This window comes from Pseudomonas sp. 2024-210, from assembly GCF_045062345.1.
Classification (GTDB): domain Bacteria; phylum Pseudomonadota; class Gammaproteobacteria; order Pseudomonadales; family Pseudomonadaceae; genus Aquipseudomonas.
On the sequence record NZ_JBJGEJ010000037.1, the window covers coordinates 1 to 2,476 of the forward strand.

Annotated in this window: 2 protein-coding genes; both read right to left on the minus strand. The window is 45.2% G+C overall.

Annotation, left to right across the window (positions count from 1 at the left end; translation table 11 throughout):
* Positions 1–12: 12 nt before the first annotated feature.
* Positions 13–882 (minus strand): hypothetical protein, encoded by an 870-nt coding sequence (locus ACI7MX_RS22945; RefSeq protein WP_146133249.1) that lies wholly within the window; start codon positions 880–882, stop codon positions 13–15.
* A 486-nt stretch (positions 883–1,368) separates the two neighbouring features.
* Complete coding sequence (locus ACI7MX_RS22950) at positions 1,369–2,289, minus strand: replication initiation protein (RefSeq protein WP_106117527.1); 921 nt, start codon at positions 2,287–2,289, stop codon at positions 1,369–1,371.
* Positions 2,290–2,476: the final 187 nt, after the last annotated feature.

Consider the following 2,476-nt stretch of genomic DNA (forward strand, 5'->3'; position numbering starts at 1 on the left):
TATTTTTTTAAGTTATATTTTGCATCTTACCCTATTTTTAACGGGTTTTCCTGTTTTCTGTTCTGCTTGCTCAAAAAGTTGATTTAAAAGCTCAATTTGCTCTTCTGGTAAGTTTAAGCCTGTTAGTTTATCAATTGTTTGCTCAATCCTGTTTTCCTGCCTTTTCTCTTGTTTTTCATCTGTTATATTAACCGCCTCAATCCATTTGAGTATCTGGTTATTTAGCATAGCTGAATACTTCGCTAGGCCTTTCGCCCTTGCTACTTCCAGATTAAGCTTTTCCGCTTCTAATCCGACTTTCTTTAATGCTTTCTCAGCTTCCTTCTGCTGGATCTGCCATTTCTCTTGCCGTGGTCCTAGATTAGTCTGTAATGGCTTGTAGGCAGACACGTCCAGCCCACAGCGGGCAAGGGTTGAGGCGGTAAAGGCTGCTTTTACTACCCCTATGGTGCCTTTCTGGTCCAGTGCCTTTAATGACCTGCCGTTAATGATTCTGGACACTACAAGATTTAAATGCGGGTTATCCTGCTCGTGGACGTTTGCAAATATCTTCCCTTTAAAATCATTAACTTCGATACCTAACTTTTTGGCGAGTTCTTTTAGTATATCGTTCGTTATTGACTTCCATTGTTCCGGCGTTGGTTTTTGAACTGATTGAGGCAATCCAAAAACGAAGCTCTGGGCATAACTTTGGACTGGCCTCCCTCCCTTTTTCTGGGAATTGCCCATATCCAAACTTACCGCTTCATTTGATACACTTCTTATAAAGTTTTCAATGTTGTTATATATCGGGGTAATAGCGGTAGTATTCGAGTGATTAGGATGCTTACTATCAATTAAATATTTACCGTATTTAATGATGCCGTTGTGCTTGTCCTTCACTCGCTCACTTCGAACGAACCAGTTCTTAATTGTCATTGTAATTTAATTTGTTATCTCTTATAGATATACCATATCAAATTACGAATACAAGTTAATGAACTTAGTCTGTTATCAATTCAAGATAGGACAACCCTACGGGTTGACGGCTTCGCCTTCCTACTTGTTCAGGTCTGCGACCCGAAACCCGCTAAATCAAAAGCCCAGCCCCTCAAAAAGCTTGACCATTCGGTCAACCATTTTGACCGGCTTCGATAGCCCGTTATAGGGCATTCCCTTACACGGTTATGAGGCGGTGGCTTACACAGATAACCCAAGACCAAGGCAGCTTGTCTGCCGCAGCATGTCGAGGGTTGGGGGCACGTTTGGGAGGATTTTCGAAAAGGGGATTTCCCTTTCGTTTGGAGGTTCCGTAGTGGAAATTGTAAAAGCCTATATCAGATAATAGCCCGCAGGGTGCTCGTGTCTCTGGGCAGGGTTTCCCCCTTCTCACCCTTCCAACCTGTTCCGCCAGTTATAAACCGTTTTCTGGCTTGCCCCTGTGATTGCGATTACTTCTTCAATGGTCATACCAGCAGTCAGTAGCTCAATGCCCTGTTCCCTGCGTGTTTTCCCTTTCAATGCACCGCGATAGGCTTGGATCTCTGGGGTGTGCGTTTTGGCAACGTAATGCTCAAAATCCCCTTGCGTAATCCGCTTGTGTGTCCATTTCGCCACGCTGACAGCGGTAGCCTTCACTTCACTAAACGGAAGAGGCTTTGAGAAATTTAGGTTGATACCTTGGGCACGGGTCAAACAAGCGTCTAACCACTGTTTGTAGGCAGGCCAGCCCTGTCGAATGGCTCTATACGACCAGTTGCGTAGCTCTTCGAAAAGCGTGCAATTCCTGCCCAGCCCGTAGTCAGCAACGACCTTTTTCTTCTGTGCTGGGGTTTTGAGATCGAGATAGTCAGCCAGCTCACCCAGCTCGTAAGGCTCTGTGTGCCATTCTGCGACCTGCCAGTGCTTGTTCAGGGGATTCTTTACAATCAGCCCGGAATAGCCTCTATCGGCTTCCAGAAGCTCACACAGGGCGTTTTCCACAGCTGCGGCATAGCGAAGGGGGGCAATTCGTCCGTCTGGGGCTGTGCGGACTGCTGTGGCGAGGCCATACAGTGCATGGGCATGCCCGTTTTCTGGGTTTTTGACGGTTATGTTTGGAGCAGGGGCTCCACGGTCAGACCAATCAATTGACGCACCCTGACGGTCAATATCGAACGCAAGCCATAACATATGGGTTGGCCCGTTGTGTTGTATGTATTTAGCCTTTCTTGCAATTTCTGCTTTGGCTATGTTTAAGCCATTAGTCAGGTCATCTGTATAATATGGCTTTTTTGGCAATGTGCTTGAAAAAAGTTGTAGCTGTGTCATAATGTCCCTATGTCCTCCCCCCTGTATCTTCTGGTCGCCAAACTTTCAGATGCAGGGGGGTATTTTTTTAAGTTATATTTTGCATCTTACCCTATTTTTAACGGGTTTTCCTGTTTTCTGTTCTGCTTGCTCAAAAAGTTGATTTAAAAGCTCAATTTGCTCTTCTGGTAAGTTTAAGCCTGTTAGT